General features: G+C 53.1%; 16 protein-coding genes. 12 read left to right on the top strand and 4 right to left on the bottom strand.

Annotated features, from left to right (window positions below):
* Positions 1-175: 175 nt before the first annotated feature.
* The 11 genes from EVJ26_RS06270 (at position 176) to EVJ26_RS06220 (ending at position 16,028) form a co-directional block, all read left to right on the top strand.
* Entirely contained in the window at positions 176-3,259 is a 3,084-nt protein-coding gene (locus EVJ26_RS06270) for a CgeB family protein (RefSeq protein WP_131470087.1), read from the top strand.
* The gene (locus EVJ26_RS06265) at positions 3,256-5,418 is read left to right on the top strand and encodes a glycosyltransferase (RefSeq protein ID WP_131470086.1); all 2,163 of its coding nucleotides are present in this window, start codon (positions 3,256-3,258) and stop codon (positions 5,416-5,418) included. Before EVJ26_RS06270 ends, EVJ26_RS06265 begins: the two co-directional genes overlap by 4 nt.
* 58 nt (positions 5,419-5,476) lie before the next feature.
* Positions 5,477-7,441: a hypothetical protein gene (locus EVJ26_RS06260; RefSeq protein ID WP_131470085.1), complete on the top strand. Its 1,965-nt coding sequence runs from the start codon at positions 5,477-5,479 to the stop codon at positions 7,439-7,441.
* A gap of 10 nt (positions 7,442-7,451) precedes the next feature.
* The gene (locus tag EVJ26_RS06255; protein ID WP_131470084.1) at positions 7,452-7,805 is read left to right on the top strand and encodes a hypothetical protein; all 354 of its coding nucleotides are present in this window, start codon (positions 7,452-7,454) and stop codon (positions 7,803-7,805) included.
* Positions 7,802-9,103 (top strand): glycosyltransferase, encoded by a 1,302-nt coding sequence (locus EVJ26_RS06250; protein WP_131470083.1) that lies wholly within the window; start codon positions 7,802-7,804, stop codon positions 9,101-9,103. The genes EVJ26_RS06255 and EVJ26_RS06250 overlap by 4 nt, the downstream gene beginning before the upstream one ends.
* A gap of 147 nt (positions 9,104-9,250) precedes the next feature.
* A complete protein-coding gene (locus EVJ26_RS06245) occupies positions 9,251-10,540 on the top strand; it encodes a nucleotide sugar dehydrogenase (RefSeq protein ID WP_131468845.1) in 1,290 nt (429 codons plus the stop codon).
* 14 nt (positions 10,541-10,554) lie between these two features.
* Positions 10,555-11,352: an ABC transporter permease gene (locus EVJ26_RS06240; RefSeq protein ID WP_131456484.1), complete on the top strand. Its 798-nt coding sequence runs from the start codon at positions 10,555-10,557 to the stop codon at positions 11,350-11,352.
* A gap of 13 nt (positions 11,353-11,365) precedes the next feature.
* A complete protein-coding gene (tagH, locus tag EVJ26_RS06235; RefSeq protein ID WP_131468843.1) occupies positions 11,366-12,223 on the top strand; it encodes a teichoic acids export ABC transporter ATP-binding subunit TagH in 858 nt (285 codons plus the stop codon).
* Complete coding sequence (gene wecB / locus EVJ26_RS06230) at positions 12,220-13,329, top strand: non-hydrolyzing UDP-N-acetylglucosamine 2-epimerase (protein ID WP_070328536.1); 1,110 nt, start codon at positions 12,220-12,222, stop codon at positions 13,327-13,329. The genes tagH and wecB overlap by 4 nt, the downstream gene beginning before the upstream one ends.
* A gap of 58 nt (positions 13,330-13,387) precedes the next feature.
* Positions 13,388-14,818 carry an MBOAT family O-acyltransferase gene (locus EVJ26_RS06225; protein WP_131470082.1) on the top strand — a complete coding sequence of 477 codons (1,431 nt, stop codon included), beginning with the start codon at positions 13,388-13,390 and terminating at the stop codon, positions 14,816-14,818.
* 166 nt (positions 14,819-14,984) lie between these two features.
* Positions 14,985-16,028: a hypothetical protein gene (locus EVJ26_RS06220; protein WP_131470081.1), complete on the top strand. Its 1,044-nt coding sequence runs from the start codon at positions 14,985-14,987 to the stop codon at positions 16,026-16,028.
* A gap of 75 nt (positions 16,029-16,103) precedes the next feature.
* Here EVJ26_RS06220 and EVJ26_RS06215 read toward each other — a convergent pair whose 3' ends face one another.
* Positions 16,104-17,195, bottom strand: a complete 1,092-nt coding sequence (locus EVJ26_RS06215; RefSeq protein ID WP_161567607.1) for a DHHW family protein — start codon at positions 17,193-17,195, stop codon at positions 16,104-16,106.
* Positions 17,196-17,496: 301 nt separating this feature from the next.
* Between EVJ26_RS06215 and EVJ26_RS06210 the strand changes: the two genes are divergently transcribed.
* Positions 17,497-18,000 carry a YdcF family protein gene (locus EVJ26_RS06210; RefSeq protein WP_131456492.1) on the top strand — a complete coding sequence of 168 codons (504 nt, stop codon included), beginning with the start codon at positions 17,497-17,499 and terminating at the stop codon, positions 17,998-18,000.
* Positions 18,001-18,010: 10 nt separating this feature from the next.
* On the opposite strand, the gene EVJ26_RS06205 is transcribed toward EVJ26_RS06210, so the two are convergent.
* From EVJ26_RS06205 to EVJ26_RS06195, 3 genes are all read right to left on the bottom strand, one after another.
* Positions 18,011-19,786, bottom strand: coding sequence for an acyltransferase family protein (locus EVJ26_RS06205; protein WP_131470080.1), 1,776 nt, complete (start codon positions 19,784-19,786; stop codon positions 18,011-18,013).
* A 171-nt stretch (positions 19,787-19,957) separates the two neighbouring features.
* Entirely contained in the window at positions 19,958-21,142 is a 1,185-nt protein-coding gene (gene chrA, locus EVJ26_RS06200; protein ID WP_131470079.1) for a chromate efflux transporter, read from the bottom strand.
* A gap of 5 nt (positions 21,143-21,147) precedes the next feature.
* Positions 21,148-21,456 (bottom strand): PadR family transcriptional regulator, encoded by a 309-nt coding sequence (locus EVJ26_RS06195; RefSeq protein ID WP_131470078.1) that lies wholly within the window; start codon positions 21,454-21,456, stop codon positions 21,148-21,150.
* Positions 21,457-21,583: the final 127 nt, after the last annotated feature.

Raw genomic sequence — 21,583 nt, 5'->3', positions numbered from 1 at the left:
TTCGAAAGGACATCCTCGGGGTGTCCTTTTTTTGTCTCCGTTTTGTCAAACAGATGATTTTGCCTTTTGAATTGAGCGTTTGCTATAATCAATGGGTGTCGAAACGAGATGTTTCGAATAACAGGGCATCGGCTAAAGAGAAAACGATGCCATTATGAATTTGGAGGAACCCCCCATGAGTTGGAAACGAAAAGTGAAGCGTGGTGTCTATTTAGGCATGCAACGCGGCAAACGAATCGGCCGTCGGTTGATGAAAGGAACGAAGACGCAAGTGCAGACGAGACAGTTCGTCGAAGTCGTCCCGTCTTGGCACGCTCGGACGTCTGCGAACTATGAAGTTGACGGTGCGGCGCTCGTTTCTACGATGGCTGAAAAACAATTTTTATCATACGGTGAGCGCGCCTCGTCGTTTCGGGCGGTACCTGGTGCGAACTCGTTTCAACTCAACCCGTCAATCCGTGAGTTTGACGCGAGTTTAAACGTTGAGAAGAGCGGTGACATCGAGGTCACGTTGCTCGTCATGATTTATAGCGACGAAGAACGCAAGCGTGTCGTTCGCGTCGGAGACGGTGTCCGTACGACGGTCTCGCTTGTAGACGGTGAGACGAAGACACGCTTTGTGATTCAAACGCAAGGAAAAGGTCGGGTCTTGATTCAATCGCTCCTGATTGACGGACAATCGCTTTGGAACGTCGAAGGAATGAGCAGTGCGGTGGCAGACGCCGACTTTGACGCGATGATTCCTTTAGATGTGGATTCGCTCGAACTCATCTCGCCGCTTAGCCGAATCGTTGAGATCGATGGCGGGCTCATTCGTGTCAGCGGGCAAGGGAACCAATACGAGCACTACGGTGTGTTCGAGACGGCGCTCCCTCACGTCGACACCGAACGCGGTATCGATTTTTCGCTCGCCGATATGGACGATTACGTCTATCGTTTCTATTTAAAAGGAGAAGCCGAAGAGCTGGCGAAAGCGACGTTGTTCGTCGCGACGTATGCCCACGGTGAGCGCGACCAGCTCATCGAGGTCCCGCTCGGCTTCAGTAACGTCTTGAGCCTTACGCCGAGCCATGATTCGGTTCGTTATTTCGTCCGTTTCCACGGCAACGGTACACTCTCAGACTTGAAGCTCGGCGTCATCCGTGAGAACAGTGTACGCCGTACCGAGACGTTCGACCTTGACCCGACGTTCTGGACGATCCCGACACCGGAATCAATCAAGTTAAAACAAGATCCGTCTGGTCTCCGTCTCGTCCTCGATGTCGAGCCGGACGTGCGCCGCTACGTGTCGTATATGGAAACGAACAACCGCTTCACGGTCCTCCCGAAAGAGAAACCGTATACGGTCCGACCGAACCATCGTTACCGTGTGACGGTCGACGGTGAACTCGATGCGAACACCGGTGTCGTCCTCTACATCATCTCGTATTCGTTGACTGAGCGGTTGTCGATGCAGCAAGTACAACTCGGTAGCGAGAAGATTTTCGAGTTCGGGAAAGACGTGCGCTACCTGCGCTTCGCACTCCGCGTCGACGGGACTGGCGAAACGCTCGTCACGAACATCCGCGTCACCGAAGAGATCATCACGGACCGGACGCAAGTGCCGGAGTGGATCGACCCACGCGAGGCCCGTCTGTTTGAAGCGAAACCACGCGAGCTTCACGAGATGAAAGTCGCAGCCATCTTTGATGAGTTCACGACCGCCTCGTATCGCCCTGAATGTGAACTGATCACGTTCTCGCCGGACGATTGGCCGGCTGTTCTCGCCGACCGTCAACCGGACTTCCTCATGGTCGAATCGGCCTGGAAAGGGAACGACAAGACGTGGGAGAAGAAAATCGTCAAATATGGCACGAACACGTGGGAAGAGCTCGACGCGCTCCTTGACTGGTGCCGCGTCAACAACGTGCCGACCGTGTTTTGGAATAAAGAAGACCCGATTCACTATGACCGCTTCATCGAGACGGCGAAACGGTTCGACTTTGTCTACACGACGGACGCGAACATTCTCGATAACTATAAAGAAGACTGCGGACATGACCGGGTCGGTGCTTTGCCGTTCGCGGCGCAGCCGAAAGAGCATAATCCGATCCGTCTGCCGGGCACACGTGAACCGTACGCCTCGTTCGCCGGTTCGTATTACGCAAACCGTCACGAATCGCGCCGTATCGATATGGATCGCTTGTTCGCGGCGGCTGATAAATATGGCCTTGTCATCTATGACCGGAACTATGAAATGAACCAACGCGGTGAGACGGATCAACTCCAATTCCCGGAGCAGTTCCGTAAATCCATCCGCGGTAGCTTGAAGTACAACCAAATCGCTAAAGCGTATAAAGGCTTCAAAGTCATGCTGAACGTCAACTCGGTGAACGATTCACCGACGATGTTCTCACGCCGCGTGTTCGAAGGGCTCGCTTGTGCGACGCCGGTCGTCAGTACGCGCTCTGTCGGCGTCAAGCAGATGCTCGGGGATTACGTCTTCCTAGACGAAGGCGACGAGATGCTCGAAGAGACGTTCCGCAAACTGCTCACGGACGACAGCTTCTATGAAGACGTCGCCATGGGCGGCATGCGACACGTGCTCAAGTACCACACGTACACACAACGTCTCGCCCAAGTCGTCGGCAACATCGGTCTGCCTTATCGTGTCGATCACCCGGAAGTCGCGCTCGTCGCGTTCGTCCGCTCAGCCGACGAGATGGACCGCGCCGTCGAGACGTTCCGCGCGCAAGACTACGAGCATAAACACCTCGTCGTCTTCCTCGACAAGTTCGAGGGGCATCTTGACTTGTATGAAGCTTACAACACCGAGGACATCTCGACGTTCATGCTCAGTTACTTGACGCAATATAACGCCTTGTCTGAGATTCTTGAAGGCTTCGACTGGATGGCGTTCATCCGTCCGAGTGACTATTACGGACCGGCCTACGTGTCGGACTATATGCTCGCGACGCGTTACGCGGACTCGAACATCTTGACGAAAGAAGATTACTTCGTCTGGAAAGACGGACTCGAGAAGATTGACTCGGACGGCACGTACCGCTACGTCTTCGACGCGACCCCGTCGCGCTCGATCATGAAGCCGGATGTGCTCCGCTTCTACAGCGTCCTTGAAGCGCTCGATGTCTTAAAACAAGACGAGACGCTCAAAGAGCTCGCTCAGTCCGGAGAACGGATCTTCAGTACAGACCCGTATCAATACGTGAAAGCAGGGAGCGATATGCCAAAAGCGGTCGCTCAGGAGGTACAATTATGACGACACCACTTCGCGTCCTCGTCTATGGGGATGTCAATTTAAATTTGATCGACGGGTCGGCCATTTGGCTGACATCTGTCGTCTCGATGTTGAACCAAGACCCATCGATTCAAGTCGACGTGCTGCTGAAGCGCTCGATCACAAAACCGGAAGTGACGGCCGGCATCCGTGAGTTGCCGAACGTCCGCTTCATCGATGTGTTCGCCAAAGATTCAGGCAGACAAGACGCGCCGTACTACGAGCGCGGGGTACTCCAAGCCGACGAAGCGGCCGGGCTGATTGACGAGTTGATGACGACAGGCGGCTACGACATGTCATTTATCCGTGGCTTCCAGCTTGCCTACGACTTGTCACAGTATGAACGGACGATGGCGAAGACGTGGACATATATCACCGACTTCACACACGACCATACGCAGGCGTCGGCAGAAGAACTCGCCCGCTTGCAGCAGATCGCGTCGCGTTCGGCGCGCATGCTCTGTCAGACCGAGGCGATGAAGACGTATTTCGAATCGTTCCTGCCGACGGACCGGCCGTTCCTCATCTTGAACCCGATGATCCCGAACGTGAAAGACGAGACGCCGACGTTCACGAAACCGAACGATCGCCTCGTCTATACGGGCAAGTTCGCCCCGCTGTGGTATTCGACGGAGATTCTCGACGCGTTCGCGAAGCTTCGGGCCGACTACCCGGCCGAACTCCACGTCGCCGGCGACAAGTTCAATCAAGACCCGAACAACCCGAACTTTAAACGAGACGTACTCGCCCGCTTGAAGGCGGATGACGGCGTCCATTGGTTGAAAGGGATTCCACGCGCCGATGTCGAGACGTTGATCGACTCGAGTGCGATCGGTGTGTCGTGGCGTCATCCGGAGCTCGACGCGAGTCTTGAACTGTCGACGAAACTGCTCGAGTACGGATCGCTTGGAAAACCGGTGCTGTTGAACCGTAACCCGATGCACGAACTCATCCTCGGTGCGGACTATCCGCTATTCGTCAATTCGGAAGAGGAGTTCATCGAGAAGGCGAAGCTCGCGCTCACAGATGAACGTGTCTATCGCGATGCGGCGAGTCGCCTCTATGAGATGGCGCAATATTACACGTTCACGAACACGTATAAACGTCTCCACGATGAACTGTGGGGGATGAAGAAGATCAACTTGCTCTTCGCCGGACACGATTTCAAATTCCTGCGTCTGTTCATGGACTACTTTGAGCGCCATCCGCGCTTCAACGTCTTGATTGACGAGTGGGAAGGTCACAAAATCCATGACGTGAATCACAGTAAGGCGTGCTTAGACCAGGCCGATATCATTTTCTGTGAATGGGGTCTCGGTAACGCCGTCTGGTATTCGCACCATAAAAAGCCACACCAGACGATGATCGTGCGCATCCACCGCCAAGAGAAAGAGACGCCGTTCCCGCGGGAGTACAACCTTCACAACATCGACCGGATCATCCTCGTGTCGCCGTATATGCTCGAAGAGATGTACCGCTTGTTCCGGATCCCGCGTCATAAGATGACGATGATTTACAACGCGGTCGACGGGACGCGTCTCATCCAACCGAAACAGCTGGACGAGTTGACGTTCCACCTCGGTATGATCGGGGTCAATCCGAAGTTGAAACGACTTGATCTCGCGCTCGACATGCTCGAGACGCTCCGCAAGGAAGACACGCGCTACAAGCTGTTCATCAAAGGGCATCATCCGAACGAGATTTACTGGATCAACAAACGGGAAGACGAGCGCGCCTATTACGATCGTCTGCTCGAACGACTCGAGGAACCGACGTTCAAGGACAGTGTCGTCTTCGACGGTCACGGTGATGATGTTCCGGAATGGCTGACGAAAATCGGCTTCATCTTATCGACGAGTGACCTCGAGAGCTTCCATCTTGCGCCAGCAGAGGCGATGACGTCGGGAACGTTCCCGATTATCCGTCATTGGACGGGGAGCGAGACGATTTATCCGGACGACGTGCTGATGGAAAACGTGCTAGACGGCGTCGACATCATCCGATCGTTCCGCGATGATTCAGCCAAGCTACTCGCAGCGACACAAGACTATATGGCTTACGCACATCATCATTTCGCCATCGAGACGCTCGCGCCGAAGCTTGAACAGCTCCTTTTGATAGAATTGAATCGGAAACACTAAAAGCAAGCCCGGTCATCCCGGGTTTGCTTGTTTTGAAATTATTTTGAGGAGATACGCTATGAGCCATTTTATATATGAATCGACTGGTCAGACGCTTGATTTCGAGCGCCGCGACGGTCTGACACACATCGTCTCGGAGACGCCGCTCGACGTTCGTCTCGGTATGTACGATCAGTCACGAGACGAACCGAACGGGATGAACATCTCGTTCACGTTAGACGAACAGTTCAGCGTCGCCGTCCCGTTCAATAACTTGATCCCGGTCTACTATTCAGAAAGTCCGATCGTCGTCGGGACGTCACTTGAAGAAGTGGCACAGCTAGCCGGGAAAACGGCCGTTCGCGCAGAGGCCGTCTCACAGATGCGCCTCATTGGGCATGTGTTTGGGGACGGGACTCGCTTCGAAGGAATCAAACGTCTCGGTGCGGGCGAGCGATTGACGGTGCGTGACGGAGCGATATTGCTCGACACGTGGGACGAACTTCCGCAAAGTACGCCACAGCTCCGCGACGATTTTGTCGACTCGTGGATGACGACGCTTCGAAACGCGGTCAACGTACCGATGCAAGCCGTCAATATCCCGTTCGCCGGGTCAGCGCTCGACGTGTTGCTCACAAAACTTTATCTCGAAGCCGGAAAAAACGTGACGCTGCACGTACCTGACATGGGAGGGAACGAGGCGCGTGTCGCACGCGACTTGTTCGACGACATCGAGCTCGCCGAGACGGCTGCCCCCGAGGCGACACTCGCGTTGTCGCTCTCTAAACGGATCGCCGCTTCCTACGAGGCGACAGACGGCAACTTGACTGCCTATGAGAGCATCCCGACCGGTAGAGCCGTTGACCTTGACTATGTCGAGGTTGGGAAACACGGGACGGATTGGTTGTACGGGAAACACGTGTTTTTGAAAGACAACATGGATGAGCACGAAGCGAAGCAACAATTATCACGTAAAGCGATTCGTGCATTCGAAGGATTTGGTGAAGCGGAACGCGAACAAGTGGAAGGTATGCTCGACCGCCTATTCGACGCAGAACCGGAACGCGATTGGAACGGCCGGCTCGAAGCGGTCTGGTTCCATTTGAAGATCGAACATTTCCATGCTTACGCACGGCGTGGGTTCATGGGTGAGATGACGCTGTTGCAACCGCTTTTCGATCGCGACGTCTTGCGTCACATCCTCGAAGCGCCATACGAACTGCGCCGCCAAGGTCATCTCGTCAAAGTTGCGCTTGAGGAGCTATTTGGTACGAAACCGCTCCACTTCGTCAAGGAGACGTTCGCTTGGAGTGACACACCGCTGTTGCCGACGGTCGTACCGACGCCGCTCAACTGGCGGCTCGTGCTTGAGGCGACCGCATCAAATCAAGTGAAGCGAATGAATGAATTGCTCGGTGTCGAACCGGGCGTGACTGAGGCTTTCCAACCGAGCGAGACGCCAGACCATGGCTACGTCTCACTTTGGAACGACTGGACGGCTAAAAACTGGTCGGCCCGCCTGTCTGGTTCGGAAATCGAACCGGAGACGGTCGAGTTGATGATTCCGGAGGCACACAAGCCGCGCAGCGTCACGATCAAGCCGTTCATCTATCACTACTTCATCCCGTTCAACGCCGAACTGTTCAACATGCGTGAACAAGGATTTGCCACCCATATCGAAGTCAAACCGCTCGGCGGGGAGAACGGCTACGTACAATTGTTCAACCAGAGCTTCAGTGCGCCGCCATCGACAGAGTTCCAAAAAGATGCGACACTCGGTAGCGCCCCTTATATAAACATCGAAGGAACGATCGAACTCGTGTCTGACGAGACGACACCGATCGAACTATATATCATGCAATACGACGCGAAAAAGAATTTGAAGAAGACGGCGTTCAGCCATGAGCTCCGTCCCGGCGTGAACACGCTCCGCCACCGTTTGCCGAAAGAAGTCGAGGCCAAGTTCGTCAAGTTAGCGATTAAATTCCAAAACAATCAACACACCGTCCAAGTGAGGATGGGGTCGTGGGTCATAGAAAGCTGAGGAAATCGTCATGGATCGTCAACAAGTTGAATATGTAGAACGTGAGAATGCATTTTTGCGGGAACAGTTACATGCACTGACAGACCAAATCGAAACGGTGAAGCAAGACGTGCTTGAAGAAGGCGCGAAGCATATTCGCGGCAAAGAGAACACCGTCCAAAAAATGAAAGAGCTTGAACGCGAAATCCGCCAAGCGAAAGCGAATACGGACAAGTGGAAACAAGAAGCGATGAAGGAGAAGCAGCGAATCGAAGAGTTGACTAGTCAAGTTGAGCGTTTGCAAGGCGTGGTCAATCGGGCGAAATCAATCCCGTTCGCGGGTAAACTCGTCACGAAACTCGAGCAGGAATGTAAGCCATCATGAGTCACTACGATGAGCTGTTAGCTGAAATCGTAGCCGAGAAGAAAGCGTGGAACCGATTCGTCGAGCAAACGTTCGAACCGGTTAAACTTCCACCATGGTTTGACGAGCCGGTCGAACGGGGAATCAGTGTCATCGTGGCCTCTCATGACTCGGAAGAGCGTCTCGCGACATGTCTCGCCTCGCTCGAGGCACAGACGCTTGACGCCTCGCTCATCGAATGGGTGCTCGTCTTCAATGGAGACAAGAACGAAACGTTGCTTGAGGCGAGTCGGCAGTTTGGCCGTGACGTGACCGTGCATCGTCTGCTTGAAGACGAAGCGAACGTGAGCATCGCCCGAAATCGAGGACTCGAGACGGTGACGCGTCAATACGTGACGTTCTTAGACGAGGACGACACGTTCAGCCCGACCTACTTGGAACGACTATTAAACGAGGCGTTGCCGGACCGGGTCGTCATCGCCGATATTCAAGACTTCGATCCCGATGGCAACGTACTCGTCTCGCCGCTCCATCGTGAGTTCGAGCGACTCGCCGGAGGTGACTGGTCGTACGAACAAATGGCACAGCTGTTGACGCTGAATGCCTGCAAGCTCATCCCAGCGGTGTATGCGAAACAAGTCCGTTACGAACCGTCGCTTCGCAGCGGGGAAGACGTCGTGTATTTCTCGACGCTCTTCTCGACCTATCAACCGGCCGTCACGCTGTTGCCGAGCGGCACGGACGCCGTCTATTTCCGCCAAGTGAGAGGCAATTCAGTATCTCGGCAGGCAGCGAGCCGCGAGTTCTCGATTCGACAACGCCTCGCCGTCATCAAGTCGCTTAGCGATTTGCTTATGAACGCGAACGACGCATCGCGCCGTTTCATCGAGCGCAAGATTGATGCCCAAACATCGATGATGAGCCTATACTTCAAAGATCATCCTGAGGAGCGTGGGGCCATTCATCAACTTGTCGTCGAGAGCGATCTGCCGTACTTTTCATACAGCATCTTGAACCAACACGCGGCAACGGTTGGACTTGTTCTCGGGGAAAAACTCGAGAACGTCGAACGACTCGTCTCGGAATATCCGGGCGACACGATTCTCCGAGTTTACTTGCTTAGTCCGTTCACACGAGGTAAGCTTGCCGAAGCTGTCAGTCCGGAAGTATTTCGTCGTCTGACGTTCGCTAACATGACTTCAGTGTCGAATTGGTCATTATTGCCTGAAGTTTGTTATAGTTTAGGAGATGTTCGGGCGGCGGCCTTGAGCACGGAATATGTGCTTAGTACGACCGTGCGAGCGGTTGCGTCGTCGTAATCCCGTTTTGTCATTAAAATGTAATTGCTTCTCAATTCACATCAGGAGTATAATGGGTTTGATTTTTGATGAATTCTTAAATAAAGTGAAATGTTAAGCAATATTCAGTGACCAGTGTCACTAACATCTATGGAGGTAAGCTCAACTATGAAAGTATGTACAATCGGATTAGGATATATTGGACTCCCAACGTCTGCAGTCTTCGCCCAATACGGTGTCGATGTGCTCGGCGTAGACATCCATCAGTCAGTTGTCGATAAATTGAACCGTGGTGAAATCCACATCGAAGAGCCGGGCCTCGGAGACGTCGTCAAAGACGTCGTCGCCAAAGGCAAGTTCCGTGCCTCGCTCGAGCCGGAGAAGGCAGATGCATTCATCATCGCCGTTCCAACACCGAACAACGATGACGAACATAAATCGTGTGACCTCACGTACGTTCTTGAAGCGACGAAACGCGTCCTTCCTTACGTTGAAAAAGGGAACGTCATCATTGTTGAATCAACGATTGCCCCACGTACGATGGATGATCACGTCAAGCCCCTCGTTGAAGCAGCAGGCTTCACAGTCGGCGAAGACATCTTCCTCGTGCATTGCCCAGAGCGTGTCCTCCCAGGACAAATTCTGCATGAGCTCGTTTACAACAACCGTATCGTTGGCGGCATCACGCCAGACTGTGCTGAAGCCGGTGCTAAAGTATACGGTACGTTCGTAAAAGGTGAGATTATTAAAACAGATGCGAAGACGGCTGAAATGTCGAAACTCATGGAAAACACGTTCCGTGACGTCAACATCGCACTTGCGAACGAACTTGCGAAAGTGTGTAACGCCCTCGATATCAACGTCCTCGACGTGATCGAAATGGCGAACAAACACCCGCGTGTCAATCTTCACAGCCCAGGCCCAGGTGTCGGTGGACACTGTCTTGCGGTCGACCCGTACTTCATCGTCGCGAAACAACCAGAGCTCGCGAAAATCATCAAGTTGTCACGTGACACGAACGTCTCGATGCCGGCATACGTCGTTGAAAACGTTCAAAAACTTGTGTCAGGTCAAACAGATGCAAAAATCGCCGCGTTCGGCGTAACGTATAAAGGGAACGTTGATGACATGCGTGAAAGCCCAGCTGTTGAGATCATCGAAATGATGCTCGAGCAAGGCATGAACGTCGCCGTCCACGATCCACACGTCGAAGTTTCATCGTCGAAACACTTCGATCTCGTCTCGAAAGAAGAAGCGGTCAAAGATGCGGACGTCGTCCTCGTCCTCGTTGACCATAACGAGTTCAAAGCGCTCGACTTCAACGAGTTGAACGCAGCGATGCGTCGCCCGATGATTTTTGATACACGTAATATCGTGAAGGCTGATGACAGCGACCTCGCGGTTGTAAACTACGGAAACTTGTACAAATACGTCAACGGAAAAGTAACGTTGGCTTAACCTGTGTGCCGACTATGATCAAAGCCTCGAAGCAAGTATTCATCGAATTATGGGAGAGTCTCTATTTAATTGTGAGACTCTCTCTATATGAAACGAAAAGTCGCTATTCGATGCAGTACTTCGGATACTTGTGGGAAATCTTGACGCCAATCATTCAAATCAGCATCTATTGGCTCGTCTTCGGGTTCGGTCTTCGTGCGGGTCGAGACGTTGGTGATGTCCCGTTCCTTCCATGGCTCGTCTCCGGAATTGTGCCATGGTTCTTCTTTGGACCGGCCATCGTCAGTGGTTCTCGATCCGTTTTTTCGAAGATTGCACTCGTCTCAAAGATGAGCTTCCCGATCAGCACAATCCCGGCGTACGTCATCTTGTCGGAACTATACCGACACGTAGCGATGGTCGTGATCGCGTTCATCTTGATGATGGCGTTTGGCATCAGTGAAGGCTGGAACATCCTGTTCTTGCCGTACCTGCTTCTCAGTGCGCTCGCGTTCCTTTATGCGTTCTCACTTTTGACGTCGGCACTGGCCACGATTATCCGCGACTTTCAAAATTTGCTGTCACAAATTATTCGGATGATGCTTTATTTACTACCTATCTTTTGGCAACCGACCGGAACGCTTGAAACGATTCTCATGATCAACCCGCTCTACTACTTGGTGGAAGGGTACCGATCGATGTTCCTCGGAACGGATTGGCTCATGCAAAATCTTAGCTACGGCCTCTACTTCTGGGTCTTCACGCTCGTGACGTTCTTAATCGGTTCGGCGATCCACGTTCGTTTCCGTCGCTACTTCATTGACTATATTTAAGGAGCGGTGACGTATGAGCTACCAAGTAAAGTTTGAAAACGTATCAAAACGGTACACGTTGTACCGGAAACAAAGTGATAAGCTGAAAGAAGTGTTGTTCAACCGGGCGAACGGTAAGCAGTTTTATGCGCTCCGTAACGTCACGTTCGAAGTCCCGCCTGGAGAGGTCGTCGGGATTCTCGGGATTAACGGTTCGGGGAAATCGACGATGTCGAATCTTCTGTCGGACGTCATCCCGCCGACGCACGGCAAGATCGAGCTGCGCGGAAAACCGTCGCTCATCGCCATCTCGTCTGGACTCAACGGAAACTTGACTGGTATGGAGAACATCGAACTGAAATGCCTCATGCTCGGCATGGACAAGCATCAAATCAGAGCGATCACCCCGGGAATTATCGAGTTTGCCGATATTGGCGACTTTATCGATCAACCGGTCAAGACGTATTCGAGCGGCATGAAGGCGCGACTCGGCTTCGCCATCTCGATCAATATCAACCCTGACATCCTCGTCATCGATGAGGCGCTCTCGGTCGGAGACCAAACGTTCACCGACCGCTGTCTCGTCAAGATGAACGAGTTCAAAGACGAAGGAAAGACCATCTTCTTCATCAGCCACTCGGTGTCACAAGTTCGGCAGTTTTGTACGCAGGCGATCTGGCTTGAATACGGTGAGATCCGTGAGTACGGACTCGTCGACGATGTGGCCGACGAGTACATGAAGTTTTTGAAATGGTTCCGTACGCTTGATTCGAAGCGTCAATCGGAGTTCAAACAGCAAAAAATGGAACAACGCACAACGATCGTCGACCAGAACGATATCGGTGAGACGATCATTTTGCCGCGTCACCCCCGAAAAGGAGAATCGCTATGATTAAAGTTATGACCGTGTTCGGCACGCGTCCCGAAGCCATCAAAATGGCTCCACTCGTTTTGGAGCTCAAAAACCGTGAAGGGATCGAACCGATCGTCGTCGTCACAGCCCAACATCGGGAGATGCTCGACCAAGTCTTGCAATTATTCAAAATCACACCAGACTATGACCTAGACGTCATGAAGAAGAATCAAACGCTCTTCGACGTGACGACACGCGTCCTTCACGGACTCGATGAAGTCATGAAGGAAGCGAAACCGGATATCGTCCTCGTCCATGGGGACACGACGACGACGTTCGCAGCGTCACTCGCGGCGTTCTATAACCAGATTGCCATCGGTCATGTCGAAGCGGGGCTACGCACGTACAACAAGTACTCGCCGTATCCGGAAGAGATGAACCGTCAATTGACTGGCGTCATGGCTGATCTACACTTCGCACCGACCGAGACGTCAGCTGAGAACTTGCTTCGTGAGAACAAGACAGAAGCAGACATCTTCGTCACAGGCAACACGGCAATCGATGCGTTGAAGACGACCGTTCAAGACGGGTACGACAATGAACTGTTGAACTCGATCACATCACAAGGCAAGCGCCTCGTCTTGTTGACGGCACATCGTCGGGAGAACCTCGGTGAACCGATGCGCAATATGTTCCGTGCTGTCCGTCGCTTGATTGAAAAATATGACGATATCGAAGTCGTCTATCCGGTCCATATGAACCCGATCGTTCGGGAACTGGCCGGTGAGATTTTAAACGATCTCGACCGCGTCCACTTGATCGAGCCGCTCGACGTGTTCGATTTCCATAACTTCGCATCACGCTCACACTTGATCTTGACAGATTCAGGTGGCGTACAAGAAGAAGCACCATCACTCGGCGTACCGGTCCTTGTCCTTCGTGACACGACGGAACGTCCGGAAGGTGTCGCAGCCGGAACGCTCAAACTCGCAGGCGTTGAAGAAGAAGTCATCTTCGGCCTCGCTGACGAGCTCTTGTCTGACGCGGCGGCGCACCAAAGCATGGCGAAAGCGTCTAACCCATACGGGGACGGGGAGGCGTCACGCCGCATCGTCGACGCAATCGTCGAACGCTTCACGCGTTGATGGGTTTAGGCTGTCCCTCGGGGCAGCCTTTTATTTTTTATGAGAAAGGAGGGAACTCATGCTCTTCAGTTCGACGATTTTTTTATTCTGGTTTTTACCGATTGTTCTTATTCTCTATTATGTCGCACCGCGTTTTTTGAAGAACACGGTGCTCCTGATTGCCAGTCTATTGTTCTATGCGTGGGGAGAACCGATCTATACGACGGTCATGCTCACATCGATCGTCATGAACTATGCGTTCGGTCTGCTCGTCGACAACAACCGTGACGACAAGAAGAAGGCGAAATGGCTCGTCGGGGCGATGGTCGCTGGAAACGTGTTGCTGTTATCCGTCTTCAAATATACGAGTTTCATTATCGAGAACGTGAACGCCATCACGGGTCTCGAGCTGACCGATCCCAAAATCCCTCTTCCGATCGGGGTATCGTTCTTCACGTTCCAAGCGATGAGTTACGTCATCGACGTGTATCGAAAAGATGGGAAAGTCCAGCGCAACCCGCTCGACCTCGCGCTCTACATCTCGCTCTTCCCACAACTGATTGCTGGGCCGATCGTTCGCTATCAGACGGTCGCTGACGAGATCAATGATCGCCGTGAGACGATGGACGACTTTGCGAGCGGGGTGCAACGGTTTGTCATCGGTCTCGCTAAGAAAATGCTCCTCGCCAACAACGCCGGCTACGTGGCCGACCAAATTTTCTCGCAAGACGCCGGGGAGATGTCAATGGGCCTCGCTTGGATCGGGATTATCGCGTACTCGCTTCAGATTTATTTTGATTTCTCTGGATATTCCGACATGGCAATCGGGCTAGGACGGATGTTTGGTTTTCATTTCCTTGAGAACTTCAATTATCCGTACATTTCAAAGTCGGTGTCTGAATTTTGGCGCCGCTGGCACATCTCGCTCGGTAGTTGGTTCCGTGACTATGTCTATATCCCGCTTGGTGGGAACCGTGGCAGTGCGTGGAAGCTCTATCGTAACCTCGCCGTCGTCTGGATTCTGACCGGGGTTTGGCACGGTGCGAGTTGGACATTTATCGCCTGGGGTGCCTACTATGGAATCTTTATCATGCTGGAGCGGGCGTTCCTCGGGGCGTGGCTCAAAGCACTCCCGGCACCGCTCGCCCATGCGTTCACGTTGTTCGTCGTCATCATCGGTTGGGTGTTCTTCCGAGCGGATGATTTCCCGTACGCCATCTCGTACTTGGCGGCCATGTTCAACTTGAATGGGGCGGCGGTATGGGATAGTGAGGCGATGTTCTACTTCGTCCAATACGGGGTCATCTTACTGATTGCGATGATTGCGGCGACACCGCTCCCGAAAGTGTTTGGGGAAAAAGTGCTCCGTCTCGAACAGGAGAGCAAGAAACTATGGGTCAACTACATGGCCGGTTTCATGCGCCTCGGATTTATGGCGACGATCTTCATCTTCGCCGTGTCGTATATTATCGCGAGCAGTTTCAACCCGTTCATCTATTTCCGGTTTTAAACGACAGGAGCGCAACGTATGTGGCATACGTTGCGCTCTTTGTGTTCGGTGAGATTATCTGACAGGCTATTCATAATTCAATTTCCATAAAACAAGACATTTCCCATTTTTAAGTTATATTTATATAGTTAAAATGGTATAATTCCAAAAGAAAGGAAGTGAGTTTTTGAAAAACCTACATAAACTACTATTTGTACTGATCAGCATTCTTTATTTATCGGGATGTGACACATCATCCTCTGCAAGACCTACTGTTGAAAAAGAGGATATTCATATAAGCGATTCAAGAGTATTTTACAACGAAGAGATTGAAGGATTGCTCGTGTGGTTCACGAGTAACCTGGAAGAAGGCTTGGATGTGAATGCGACATTGTATGATTCGAGCGACGCCCCCATCGCGACAACTGATGCGGTGCTCGAATACTTTAGCGATCATGAAACGCGAATCAGCATGCCCCTTACGGAAGAAGAGCTAGCACACTTGAAAGATCCTGACGTGTACTTGGAATTGGCGATCGAGGTGAGAGATATCGGTAGCCCTAGCAAGAATCAACAGTTCTTGTCGGCCGTAGGCGGTGGAACGAAGACATCGGTTATGGAGCAATATGCAGACTCGGACGATGTCGTCATTGTGGAGGGGTCTACGAGTGATGAGTTTGATTACGCGATGAAAGTGACCGCAGATCCCGTTTTGATTAGGGATTTCGAACTGTTGCAACAGGCTCAGAATGAAGCCGAAGCCGAAGCCGAAGCTGAAGCTGTAGCGGTTGTCGATGTGGAAGAAGAGGTGGTCGAAGGAGAAGTGCTCGTCGATGAGCCTGTACATTACTCTGACGACTTTAACGCATACAACGCCAAATACTATCAGCACTTTGGCAACTATGAGGATTTGTTGGGGAGTAACTTTGAGATTTTAGCAATGGATGGTTTCGGCAATCAAAATATTTTAGACGATTTAATTAGATGGACGCAAGAGTTCGATGAATTCTTAGACGTGTATGAAGATGGAGCGAAACCGCTCAATGAGGTTGATTTGGCGCTTTATCACCATACGTTGACGATGATTGATCAGCAAAGGACGGTTAACCGGAATGTCATACTCGGACTGACGGAATATGACGAGTACTATTTGCTTGAAGCAGCGAATGAGCTTGCGTCTGTCGTTGATTTATTCCTGGAAGGTGAAGACCTTCTTTCGCGACCAATCTAATTCAAAAGAGGCGTCGCACACCTGAAAAAAGGGTGATGGTTCCGACAAGTGTCGTGACCATCACCCTTTTTCTTTTTACTCATTCAACTTGTCGTGATAGAGCGGGATGAACTCACCGAGGTTGACGTTGTGGATGAACAAGACGACGTCGATGTCGTTATCCTTCACATACGTTTCAATCGATGACTCATCGAAATGGCGGATATCGATGACCGACAGATGACCAAAATGTTCCGGCAACAGCGTTAGCATCGGATTGGCGTACGAATCTTTCAAGATGAGTGTCCGTGTATCATTCTTCGGCGTCTCTTGGTTCATTGTGATAAGTGGCCAGTTACGGTGTAAGAAGAGCGAGTACATCTCCGTGTACGTCTCTTCCGATTTGAGTGGTTTTTTGTTGATCAAATTACCGTTACACGGTTCGGCCCGGTTGTAACAAATCGAACTTGGCGTGAATCCGGCCTTTGGTTCCATCCATTCGAACGTATCACCGCTCTTGACGTATTGGAGCGTTGTGCTACGGGCGTAAGAGCCGTAGTATGGGCGGTCGTGCGCCTTCTTCCGGAGTTCGCCTGGCTTGAGCGGATCACTGACTTCGGGATGTTTGGCAGCAATCTGCTTCACCGTTTGGACGTAAGCCAGATAAGCGCCGTTTATATTCCAGTGGTAGTCGGTCTTATAAAAGACGTCACTCAATTTGTCCGCCGTGTTCAGTGGCTTGCGGTAATCCATGACCGTCATTCCCTCGACCGTAGCCAAGCTGTCACGCGTTTCTTTAAAGATTGTTGGTGCCTCGTTGCCCATGTAGTCAGGCATGTTCGGTTCGACTTCGACCATCGAAGCTTTGTTCGGGGCAAGCCCGAAGTAGACATCGACGCCAGCCGACTGCATCGATGTCGTGAACGCCGACAGATCATCGAGGAGCATGTTCGTGTCGATCGTCTCTTTCATGGGAGACTCCATCGTCCCGTCAGCCGAAACGTAAATCCCATTCTTCACGGTCTGCCGGAACAAGTCTTTCGATAAAAACGCATGTAAGCTGATCCAGCTGTCACGGTTAAAGACGTGATCGGTGACATACGTCTCGACGCTCTTCATATAGGCGCCGGACATGACGTTCTCGAACGTGAGGTCGGCGGTCGCTTTGGCGAGTTCGCGATTCTCCATGGCAGAGACTTCGCGTTTCTCCGAAGAGAGCGTCACATAGGCGCCGCCTATAAGAAAGGCTAAGAAGCCTATGATTAGCAAACTATGGAATACTCGTTTTGTAACGATATGTCGCGTCTCGTGCCGCTGTCGTGTGCTCCGAGGCGTAGGATTCAAGTTTTGCATTGTTGCGACTCCTTCAAATTCAAATTAATCCGATACTCATTCTACCATATATTTGCTTTACCTACTGTAACAAAAACGTATCAGTCAATCGAAGAAGCCGTTGATGTTATACTTGAAATCAAGGCAGGTGACCCCTATGCGACGACATCAAGCGGACGGTACGTACCGGTACGTCCTCATCTTAGGGGCGAAAGTGAACGGGACGGCACCGTCACGGGCGCTCCGAAACCGAATCGACGTGGCGGCTACATATGCGCGACAGCATCCGCACGTCATCCTAATCGCCTCCGGCGGGCAAGGTCCGGACGAAGGGATGGCCGAGGGGCGCGTCATTGCCCGGGAATTGATCGACCGTGGCGTCGACCCGGGACGCATTCACGTCGAAGCCGACTCGACATCGACGTACGAGAACTTTTTATTCAGCCGCGACGTGTGGGCAGGCGAGACGGGATTGACGGTCGTGACGAACGACTTCCATGTGCGCCGGACCCGGCTCGTCGGGCGGCTCTACTTCGGGCTCGAGACGGACGCGCTCTATGCCCCGACGCCGGCTGCGGCGAAAGCGAAGTATGTCATCCGCGAACAGCTCGCCTATATCAAGCTATTGATCAACTATATGCGCTGGAAGTGGCGCCCATGAAAACAAGGACTTAGCGGTTGCTAAGTCCTTGTTCGTCGTGACAGCCGATCTCTTCGGACAACAACTTTCCGAACGCCTCGGCGCCATCGATGTTCAAATGGACACCGTCACTCTCAAAGTAGTCGGCTTTATCGGCGGACGCTTCATGCCAGTCGATGAGCGTGACGAAGTCGTGCAGTTCGCTCGCGCGCTTGAGCAACTCGTTCACTTCACGTTCCCACGGGCGCGGGACATGCGTATTGATGACGTACACGTGATCGGCTGATTCAAACATACCGATCAACGTGTCGAGCTGTTCCATCTTGAAAGCTCCGTTCGTCCCGAGGTGGAGGAAGACGACGTGGCCGGGGGCGTCAAAGTCACGATAGCCCGCGGCGACATCTTGCGCGTCACGGACTTGGCGACCGACTTCGGCGTCGATCGTCATGTTCGGGAACGCGGTACCGAGATACTCGTTCAAGCCGAGCAAGACCGAGTCGCCGATGGCAAGTGCGGGCGGACACGACTCGACCGGCCGTTCGGTCGTCGCTTCTTTCGGCTTCGGCTTCGGTGCTTTGACGACCGGGAGATCGTGTTGCCGGTCCGAGTTATCCGTGAACGCGAGGATCGTCAAATTCCCGACGAGGACGACTGACAAGGACGTCGCGATTGTGATCGCAAACAGTCGAGCCGGTTTGATGTTGCGAGTCGGGATCAGGTTGCGGATGACATGGCGGAACCCGTCGCGGCGAATCGGTGTCTCGACGTAGCGGTAAGACGCTTCAGCGATGAGCAGCGTGAGCATGACTTGACCGAGTGCGAGAAGGGGATTGAACGAACTGATCCGCTCAAGCGGGGTCGTCAAGATGATGACCGGATAGTGCCATAAGTAGATGCCGTACGTCCGTGTCCCGATTAACCGAAGCCAAGCGCTTCCAAACAGACGGGACCAGAGCGTCGACGGATGGGCCGTCGCGGCAATCAACACACCTGACGCCACGGCGACGAGCAAGAAACCTCCATAATACAGGAACGCATCATAGGCGTTCGCTGTCATCATGACCGTGACGAGCGTTATGAGCGCTCCGGCACCACCGCCGTTCAAAATACGAAGACCGAGCGCTGGCATCTCGCGCTTGAACGCATCCGGACGCCAACCGAACGCGAGCAACGCCCCGGTGAGGAGCGCGAACAGGCGCGTGTCGGTGCCGTAATAGACACGGCTCGGATCGGTCCCGGGTGTGAAGCTGATTGCCATCCAAACGGTGGAGGCGAGTAAGACGATGCCGGTGAGCTGGAGGAAGCGTTTCTTCACGGTCAGCCCAAAGATCAACAGCAGCGGCCAGACCAAATAGAACTGCTCCTCGATCGAGAGCGACCACAGGTTTTGGAGCGGTGACGGCTTGCCGAAACTCTCGAAGTACGAGACGTCGTGGAAGATATACCACCAGTTGTTCACGTAGGCGAGCGCGGCGAGCGTATCTTGGCGCACCGTATCAAGCAGTCCGCGCTCGAACAACGTGACGTACGCCATGACGACCGATAGCATGAAGACGAGCGCCGGCAACAGGCGCCGGAACCGGGCGATATAGAATCGTTTCAAATTGATCTGTCCGTGTTTAGCTTGCTCCCGAAGCAAGATGCCGGTGATCAAATAACCGGACAGGACGAAGAATAAGTCGACGCCAAGGAAGCCGCCGGGTATGTATGGTGCGTTCAAATGAAAGAGTATGACTGCAAAAACGGCGAACGTGCGCAGGCCGTCGAGACCTGGCATATACGTTGCTTTATGGTGTAAGGGCTGCATGACCCCACTTCCTTTCTCAAGTCCAAGCGGAACGTTTCCCTCTTTTGTAAAGGGATCCATACTCCAGTATAGCGAGCGCTAGACTTGAAAAAGTTTCAAATGATTAACATTTTAGCTTACGAAGTGGAGGATAACAGGGAACAAAAAAGGGACACGAAGTCCCTAGTCACGTTACAACATTCCGATAATCGTCCCACCGACGACGCCAGCGATGACGAGTGCCCAAGGCGGCAGTTTCCAATAGGCGATCATGACGAACAAGAGGGCGGCGAAGACGAAGTCGACGGCGCCATTCACCGTGCTCGTGAAGATCGGCTGATAGAATGCGGCGATCAAAATCCCGACGACGGCCGCATTGACACCAATCAACGCACCGGCCACTTTCGGGTTGCGCCGGAGTGCGTCCCAAAACGGTAACGCCCCGAGGATGAGCAGGAACGCCGGCAAGAAGATGGCGAACGTCGCGAGCAGTCCGCCCGGGACACCGTTGATGACGGTCCCGAGGTACGACGCGAACGTGAACAGCGGACCCGGTACGGCTTGGGCCGCCCCGTAGCCGGCGAGGAACGCCTCTTCGCTCAAGAATCCGGCCGGGACGAGCTCGCGCTCGAGGAGCGGCAAGACGACGTGACCACCGCCGAAGACGAGGGCACCAGACCGGTAAAAGCTGTCGAACAAGGCGAGCGACTGGCTTTCAATCGTCTCACGCAAGAGCGGCAAGATGACGAGTAAGGCTCCGAACAGACCGAGCAGCGTCGCCCCGAGCCGTTTCGAGAGCGGGAACGAGGCCGACTTGACGTCGAGATGTTGCGGTTTGAACAACAAGAATCCGGCGAGCGCGGCCAAGCCGATGACGAGCACTTGGCTATACGTCGTCTGCCAGAGGAGCACACCGGCGAGCGCGAAGAAGGCGATCGTCCGCGTCTTTGCGTCCGGCGTCAGCTTGCCGGCCATCCCGAGAATGGCGTGGGCGACGATGGCGACGGCGACGATTTTTAAGCCATACAGCCAGCCCGCGTCGGAGACGTCGAGTCCTGAGACCAAAAGGGCGAACAAGATGAGGGCGATGACGGACGGTGCCGTGAACCCGATGAACGAGGTTATGCCGCCGAGGATACCGCCACGGACGATGCCGATGCCGATCCCGACTTGACTGCTCGCAGGGCCAGGTAAGAACTGACAGAGGGCGACGAGGTCGGCATACGTTCGCTCGTCCATCCATTTCCGGCGCCTTACGTATTCCTCATGGAAGTAGCCGAGGTGGGCGACCGGTCCGCCGAACGACGTCAAGCCGAGCCGGGTCGATACGAATAAAATCTCCAGTAACGTCTTGAACGTCACACGTTGATTGGGCATTGGTTTCACTCCTTGATCTCTTTGAATAGTTCGTGCGCTTTTTGACGGGCTTCGGCCAAGACGACGATCCCTTTTTCGGTCGTCGTATAGTTCTTGCGGATATGACCGTCGACCAACTCGTTCGTCCGAGTGAGTAGGCCGTCTTGTTCCATGCCGTGCAGGATCGGATAGAGCGTCCCGGCACTGATCGAGTAACCGTGCTCGCGCAGCTCTTCGACCATCCACGCCCCATAAACCGGGTGTTCGGACGCATGGTGCAAGATATGGATATGAATAAAACCAAGAAACAGCTTACGAAGGACGCGGTCTTCCACTTGCTTCATCTCCTTGAAATCGGTTTTCGATATCGGTTTTCGTAATCATATTAACAACGGGGAGCGAACCGTGCAACCCGTGAGGCGGCATTTACAAAAACTTAACCTTTGCACATCGGTAGGAATC

This window comes from Exiguobacterium sp. SH3S1, assembly GCF_004337105.1.
Taxonomy (GTDB): Bacteria; Bacillota; Bacilli; order Exiguobacteriales; family Exiguobacteriaceae; genus Exiguobacterium; species Exiguobacterium aurantiacum_A.
This window is presented reverse-complemented; position numbering and strand designations above follow the sequence as displayed.